The sequence below is a fragment of the Mesorhizobium sp. M1328 genome (assembly GCF_040318075.1).
Lineage (GTDB): Bacteria > Pseudomonadota > Alphaproteobacteria > Rhizobiales > Rhizobiaceae > Mesorhizobium.
The window spans coordinates 767,734-774,025 of record NZ_JAMYLO010000002.1; the positions used below are offsets into that span (position 1 = coordinate 767,734).

Annotated in this window: 8 protein-coding genes and 1 pseudogene; 8 read left to right on the top strand and 1 reads right to left on the bottom strand. The window is 55.3% G+C overall.

The window, feature by feature from the left end; all coding sequences use genetic code 11:
• The first annotated feature begins 13 nt into the window (after window positions 1-13).
• From NKH23_RS08365 to NKH23_RS08400, 8 genes and pseudogenes are all read left to right on the top strand, one after another.
• Window positions 14-217: a CCE_0567 family metalloprotein gene (locus NKH23_RS08365; RefSeq protein ID WP_352571114.1), complete on the top strand. Its 204-nt coding sequence runs from the start codon at window positions 14-16 to the stop codon at window positions 215-217.
• Window positions 214-534, top strand: a complete 321-nt coding sequence (gene fdxB / locus NKH23_RS08370; RefSeq protein WP_353034521.1) for a ferredoxin III, nif-specific — start codon at window positions 214-216, stop codon at window positions 532-534. Before NKH23_RS08365 ends, fdxB begins: the two co-directional genes overlap by 4 nt.
• A gap of 29 nt (window positions 535-563) precedes the next feature.
• Window positions 564-887, top strand: coding sequence for an exopolysaccharide production repressor protein (locus tag NKH23_RS08375; RefSeq protein ID WP_353034523.1), 324 nt, complete (start codon window positions 564-566; stop codon window positions 885-887).
• A gap of 89 nt (window positions 888-976) precedes the next feature.
• Window positions 977-1,382, top strand: a pseudogene (locus tag NKH23_RS08380) (pyridoxal-phosphate dependent enzyme); the annotation flags it as partial.
• Window positions 1,383-1,733: 351 nt separating this feature from the next.
• Window positions 1,734-2,039: a hypothetical protein gene (locus NKH23_RS08385; protein WP_353034525.1), complete on the top strand. Its 306-nt coding sequence runs from the start codon at window positions 1,734-1,736 to the stop codon at window positions 2,037-2,039.
• Between the two features lie 370 nt (window positions 2,040-2,409).
• On the top strand, window positions 2,410-2,601 hold the full coding sequence (locus NKH23_RS08390; RefSeq protein WP_353034527.1) for a hypothetical protein: 192 nt from the start codon (window positions 2,410-2,412) through the stop codon (window positions 2,599-2,601).
• 902 nt (window positions 2,602-3,503) lie between these two features.
• A complete protein-coding gene (gene ectB / locus NKH23_RS08395) occupies window positions 3,504-4,763 on the top strand; it encodes a diaminobutyrate--2-oxoglutarate transaminase (RefSeq protein WP_353034529.1) in 1,260 nt (419 codons plus the stop codon).
• Window positions 4,753-5,595, top strand: coding sequence for a 2OG-Fe(II)-dependent halogenase WelO5 family protein (locus NKH23_RS08400; RefSeq protein WP_353034531.1), 843 nt, complete (start codon window positions 4,753-4,755; stop codon window positions 5,593-5,595). Before ectB ends, NKH23_RS08400 begins: the two co-directional genes overlap by 11 nt.
• A gap of 148 nt (window positions 5,596-5,743) precedes the next feature.
• Here NKH23_RS08400 and NKH23_RS08405 read toward each other — a convergent pair whose 3' ends face one another.
• Window positions 5,744-5,920 carry a hypothetical protein gene (locus NKH23_RS08405; RefSeq protein ID WP_353034533.1) on the bottom strand — a complete coding sequence of 59 codons (177 nt, stop codon included), beginning with the start codon at window positions 5,918-5,920 and terminating at the stop codon, window positions 5,744-5,746.
• Window positions 5,921-6,292: the final 372 nt, after the last annotated feature.

The window sequence follows — 6,292 nt, forward strand, 5'->3', positions numbered from 1 at the left end:
CGAGGAAGGGTTTATGTCAAAGCTAGATGAAATGGGGAAGAAAGTCCGAAAGCTTCAGCTGCGCGCAGCAGTCGCCAAGATGAAATTGCGCGACCTTGCAGAGGATCTCCCGGGAAAATGGACGGAGATAGAGGACGTTGCCAAGGAAACGTCCGCTGTTTTTGCCGAGTTGGATGGTGCCAAGAGAGAGCTCGCTGCAATGAAGAAGTTACGATGAGGAGCACATTCACCACCCGCGACGGCTCCGAATGGATGCCGGAATATCTCACCGCTATTGACGGCGCGACCTGCATCGGCTGCGGCCGCTGTTTCAAAGTCTGCTCTCGCGAGGTCATGCATCTTTACGGCGTCGATGACGCGGGTGAAATCCTCGGCGCCTGCGACGGCGAGGACGACGACGACTTCGATGGTGAGCTCAATCGCATGATCATGGTCGTCGACCATGCCGGCCGCTGCATTGGCTGCAGAGCCTGCGGCCGCGTCTGCCCAAAGAACTGCCAGACCCATGTTGCGGCCGACCAGGTCGCAGCATGATCTGAGGAGACAAAACCAGGAGAACGGCGTTGCCCTTTAGAATCTTTTGTCGCGTCCTGGGCCTGGTGCTGTGCAGCACCGCACTGATTGTCTACTTCGCTTCTCATTCCATTGGCACAGTAGTCATCACGACGCTGACTTGTTCGCTGCTCCTTCAGCTGGCGTATTTCGCAAGCGTGATCTTTCTGATCTGGCGGTCTGGCTGCGTTAGCCGAGCTGGCCAAAGGGCTGAGCATTTCGACAGTTGCAAGGAAGTTGGATCCGAGCCGGCAGACCTTGATGAGGTGACGAATGAATCCCCAGATTTGCTCCAGCGCGATCAACTGCTGGCCACATCGCTGCTGCTGCCTTGAGGCGCCATGACAAGGTCAGTGCTCAAGCTGGCGCCACTTTGGACCAACCATAAACATTGAGCAGATATTAGAAGGAATACTGTGCTTGGACGCATGCCGGCATGCTCGTTGGATTCGCCAAGGACGGTCAACAGCGCAACGTGCTCGGTATCGATGCCTCCGCCACCCCGCCCAAACCAAGGCGACAGGTGCTAAGTATTGCCCGGGATACTGCGAAGCTCGTCAAGTTGGGCATGGAAATCGTCCAGCATGACGTGGTGTTGCTCGAGGGGTACGCGTCTCCCGGTTACGGCCTTCCGTCCGAGGCAACGAAGCAGGCCATCCGCCTGTGTGCGCGGCTCGAGGGTATAATTTCCGATCCCGTCTACGAGGGCAAATCCATGCAAGGGATGATCGACCTCGTCCAGAAAGGCTTCTTTCCAGAGGGATCGAGCGTACGCGCATCTCGGCGGCGGGCCGGCCATCAACGGGTACAGCTACACCTTCCGCAACGGCTGGCGCTCGACAGATTGCGATTTCGCCGTCCTGCCGTGCCGGCGATGCGCCCAAAGTAGGTGCGGGCCGCCCAGCAAACCGAGGGAGCCGGCGGTTGATTGCCGCCCAACGCGAAGCTGACTGAGTTCATTTGGAAAACTTTGATCGATGGATATTTGCTGAGGAAATCGAAAATCCCTGGGAGTATGATCATAGCAATATTGGAATTCTAGTTGATAGACCAGACATCCCAAGCGACATAGTTCAATATCTGATGGCAGGCGAAACAACGTTCGATCAGAATTAAATGAACTAACTTGTTATTTGAAAGTTCAGGAATGGCCAATAGCGCCAGAAAAGTGGAGGCATCCGATGATCTTACAGGAACTGGGCTCTGCCATCCCGGGCGGCGGGGTTTTGGAAATAACGACGACCACCGGCTGCATCGTCGGATGTTCTTATTGTCCGCAGGACAAGTTCGCCCATCGGCAAAGAGCGGTCTCTCATGTGAAGCATCTTCGTCTTGAAGATTTCAAGCGATGTCTGGCGCGCGTACCAACTTCCGTCGACAATAGTTTCGCCGGGTACTGCGAGCCTTGGCTCAATCCGGATTGCACCGAAATGGTCGGCACGCTTACGCCAGGGGCCATGGCGTCCGGATTTTCGCGACGCTTGTAGGAATGAAGGGGCGGGATCTACACCGCTTGCAAGCGCTGCGCTCAAGGGTATTCGTGATCCATTTTCTCGATGATGGCGCATACATGAATAGCCGCCTCGTCGGAGACAATTATCTCGCTTTGATTCGTCAAGTGGTCGACACAGACATTGCCTCAGTTCGGTTTATAGTCCTGGGCGAGGTCCATCCCGATATCGTCGAGATAATCCCCGCCGACGCGCTAGTTCGCGCCCGCCTCTGAGCAGCAGGGGTGGAAGCGTCGATCCGAAGATCGTCGAACCACGGCAGCCGGTCGTCGGAGTGCTGACATGTGTTGACGGACGGCAGTATCGGAATGTTCTTCTCCCAAACGGTGACGTTACGCTCTGCTGCATGGATTTTGAACGGCGCCACGTATTGGGCAATCTTCTGCGCGACAAATACGAAGATCTCTTCGAAGAGTCAGCTTTTTGTGAGATCGTCGACCGCATGAATGGGACGGATGGTTTTTTTGCTTTGCAGGATGTGCGAATATGCCCATGCAAAGGCGTCCGCATGCTGATTGGGGGTCGGCGAACCGCCTGAAAGCGGGGCCGGAGCGAATGTCGATCCTCTCGAAACTGCATAAGGCGGGCCGCCTCCATCTGCCTCGCGTGAACCTGGTCGATGCAGTCAAGTCCCCTACTTTTACGCGGCTTCGACAGATCCTGTGGTTGCATCTCCCAGCACGAAGCTGTCTGTAAGCTTTTATTGGCCTAAAAGGGGGAGAACCGGCTTAGTCTGGTCCCACATCCAGATTGTATTATCCTCCGCTGTCGGCTTTTTTGAGACCCTGATCCTCATTCAGGCAGAGTTGGTCGAGACGCTTCAGAAACGGTCCGAAGCGGCTCCGACATCGAAGAACGCCGATCGTCGCCGCTACACCGCTCGCTCGCTAGAGCGCTGTTGAGGGCGCGCTCGCGAGCGGCTTCGCTACCGGCCGAGCTAAACCACCAGCCGGGGCAGGAGGGGTCGTGTTGCTGCCGGAGCGGCCTGCAACGCCTTAGCATGCTGCTGCACGGCAGAAGCGCCGGTCACATGAGCCGGTCTAGCGCTGAGCTTGATAGGACCGGCAGGGCGTTTCGCCGGGTACAAGCAGGTGCGTCAACTACCAGATGCCGTAGTATCGACGCCTGCCCGAAAACTCTACAACTGAATTCGTTCCAACGCATTGACCGAGAGATATGGGCATACATTACCACATGACGACGGGGAGGTTTCCAAGTGCGTCTGTGCAGCAGTTGAGCTGCCGCGCACGCCCCGGTCTCCTTTTATCGCGGAACTTTTGAGGAGTATGTAGCAAACAAATTTGTCGGAAGTCACCGACCTCCAAAGGGCCGTCCGGACTGTGCTGATCTTTAGGTGAAATTGAAGAACAACCGCGACCGACCAAAATGCATAAACCAATCTCTCGTTGAACGCGACTCTACATGCAGAGGGATCTTGAAATGAACACCGACGTTTTTACGACTTATGAGTCTAACGTTCGTCGCTACGCGCGGTCGTTTCCCACAGTCTTTACGAAAGCCCTTGGGGCGACAATCTGGGACGAGGCCGGCAACCCATTTATCGATTTCCTCGTAGGGTCCGGCGCCCTGAATTATGGACACAACAACCCGAATATTATTGCACCAGCAATCGAATACATGGTTGGCGAGAACATTCTTCTATCGCTCGACATGTATACGGCGGCAAAACGTGAATTCATTGAAGTGTTTGTGGATTCGATCCTGAAGCCTAGAGGCCTTTCCTACAAAATACAGTTTCCTGGGCCGACCGGCACAAACGCTAACGAAGCGGCACTGGCCCTGGCGCGAAAATATACCGGCCGCTCGAGCGTCATGGCCTTCACAAATGCGTTCCACGGCATGTCGCTCGGCTCCCTGGCGGTGTCGGGTTCGGCGTCAACCAGGGAACTGGGCGGCGTTGCTCGCCATGATGTGATCCGTGTCCCCTACGACGGCTACCCCACGCAAGCTTTCGATTCCGCTAGCTACATCGACTATGTTTTAGGCGACCCGGGGAGCGGCATAGAAAAGCCAGCCGCAATCATTCTGGAGACTATCCAGGCAGAAGGCGGCCTGAACACTGCATCTGCAGCATGGCTCACAGAAATTCAGCGCATTTGCCGTACGCACGGCGTCCTCTTGATCGTCGATGACATTCAGGCAGGTGCGGGACGAACGGGCGATTTTTTCTCATTCGAGTTCGCGAAGATCGACCCCGATATTGTATGCCTTTCGAAGTCCCTAAGCGGTTCAGGCAGTCCGTTCTCCATCGTTCTGATCCGCCCCGACCTGGACATTTGGAATCCCGGAGAACATAGCGGGACCTTCAGAGGCAACAATCTCGCCTTCGTGACTGCAGGGGCGATGTGCAAAATGTGGTCCGGTAGGCAGTTTACTGCAGGCGTCGAGCGGACAGCCGTCAAACTGCAAAGACACCTTGATCGCCTCGTTGCCAAATTTCCCAAGTGCATCGAACAAAAGCGCGGCCGCGGTCTGATGGCTGGCCTCAAGTGCCGTTCGCAGGCCGTTGTCGGCCGTGTGCACGATGTCGCATTCGAAAATGGCCTGCTGATCGAATCTTCAGGACCAAATCGCGACGTCATCAAAGTCCTCCCACCGATAACCATCACCGATGACGAACTCGATCATGGCATCGCCATCCTTGATCACGCACTAAAGGAGCAAGCCAATGGAGACTAATCAAGTATCCCAAGCCCCAGCCACCTCGCCTGTTGCGATCAGAGAACGAACCGGCTCGATCAGCACTGCGGACATCATCTCAGTCCTGAAAGGTGAGATCACCGCTCTGCACATTAGGCAAGCTTTCAGCACCGAAATAGCCGAGGAGATCACCGCGAACTTCAGTGGCAGTCCCGGTCTCAAGGAGCGTAAGGATGGCGTCCCCGGACAATATGTCGGCGCATCCCACTACAGGAAGGATGCAGCCACCTATTTCGCAGAGTCAGAAACTGCGCGACCCTACGTCGATGCCCTTTTCGGCAAATTGGTTGATCCCGTCCGAGCACTGTTCGACGCGTTGAAGCGCGAGCTTCACAAACAGGGCATTGAATTGCGGCTGGCCCGTTCGGAGCACGGTCAGGCTAATGTTTGTCGCGCTCTCAGTTGGTCTGGCAGCGGCACATTCTCCTTGGATCCCCACGACGACGTCGCTCAAGTGTTATGTGCTGGGAACGATTACGAGCTTTCTGCGGTGGCGCACAACACCGTCGCAGCACTCAACTTCTATCCCAGCATGCCCGAGGAAGGTGGCAATCTGCGGCTCTGGAGCCACAAGCCGACAGTCACCGACCGAAAGTCTCAACATGTGGAGACTACGGGCTATCCCTATTCGGCAGCCTATCTCGAGGGCGTTCCTTGTCGCGACTTCCAGCTTAGGGCGGGGGATATCGGCCTGATCGATGGCGGTTTCGTTCACGGGGTCACGGGTCAATCAGGCAACGGAAAGCGTCGCCTAGTGCTGAACAGCTTTTTCGGTTTTGCTCGCCCGAATCTCGTTCTCTGGTGGACATGATGCTGGATGTCGCAGCGACTAACTGGCTTCGACCGGCAGCTAAGGCGTCAACATCCTTCGTAACGGGTTGACCTGCAAATGACCAGCGGCTTCTGTGCATCTTAACCGCGATGCGAGAATTTTCGATTGCATCGAACCCGACGAATTGTCAATTACAGAAGGGGTGCATTGGGTCGAGCTTGAGGTGATTGAGCTGATCGATCTGCTTGTTGAGGCTAGGGATCTTCACAAGGCCATAGTGGAGGCGTTTAAAGCGGACCGGCATAACGCGCGCCGAAAGACCACGCTTTTCTTGAATGCGTGAATTTTCTTCCAGCGGCGTCATGAAACCTGCAGCTGGCCACAGCTGCGAGCTCCGATGATTATTTCGTCTTTTCCGCGAACGGCTTTCGTCACCTCCGCACCGGGGGGGGTACAACCTCTCTTTTTAATAGTAATATTATCACGCCGCCATGATTAGTAAATTAATTGTCAAAAACTCTTAACAATAATTCGCATATAAATACTATGTATGGTGATATTTCCGGGAGAACCCGGTGGATCACCATTTGGGGTAATGCAACGAGGCGTGGGAGCCAAATCTCATCTTACTTATGAAAGGACGTCCTGATGTCTGCAGTAGAATCCGCAGCAGGCGCTGTGCGCGCCAATCGTTTCCGCAACACCGCTTCGGTCATTGACCGAACGCGAACGCATT

Coding starts and splice junctions, on each gene's coding strand:
- NKH23_RS08390 (WP_353034527.1), top strand. CDS start 2,410: ATGGATTTTGAACGGCGCCACGTATTGGGCAATCTTCTGCGCGACAAA.
- NKH23_RS08405 (WP_353034533.1), bottom strand. CDS start 5,920: ATGACGCCGCTGGAAGAAAATTCACGCATTCAAGAAAAGCGTGGTCTT.
- NKH23_RS08365 (WP_352571114.1), top strand. CDS start 14: ATGTCAAAGCTAGATGAAATGGGGAAGAAAGTCCGAAAGCTTCAGCTG.
- ectB (WP_353034529.1), top strand. CDS start 3,504: ATGAACACCGACGTTTTTACGACTTATGAGTCTAACGTTCGTCGCTAC.
- fdxB (WP_353034521.1), top strand. CDS start 214: ATGAGGAGCACATTCACCACCCGCGACGGCTCCGAATGGATGCCGGAA.
- NKH23_RS08400 (WP_353034531.1), top strand. CDS start 4,753: ATGGAGACTAATCAAGTATCCCAAGCCCCAGCCACCTCGCCTGTTGCG.
- NKH23_RS08385 (WP_353034525.1), top strand. CDS start 1,734: ATGATCTTACAGGAACTGGGCTCTGCCATCCCGGGCGGCGGGGTTTTG.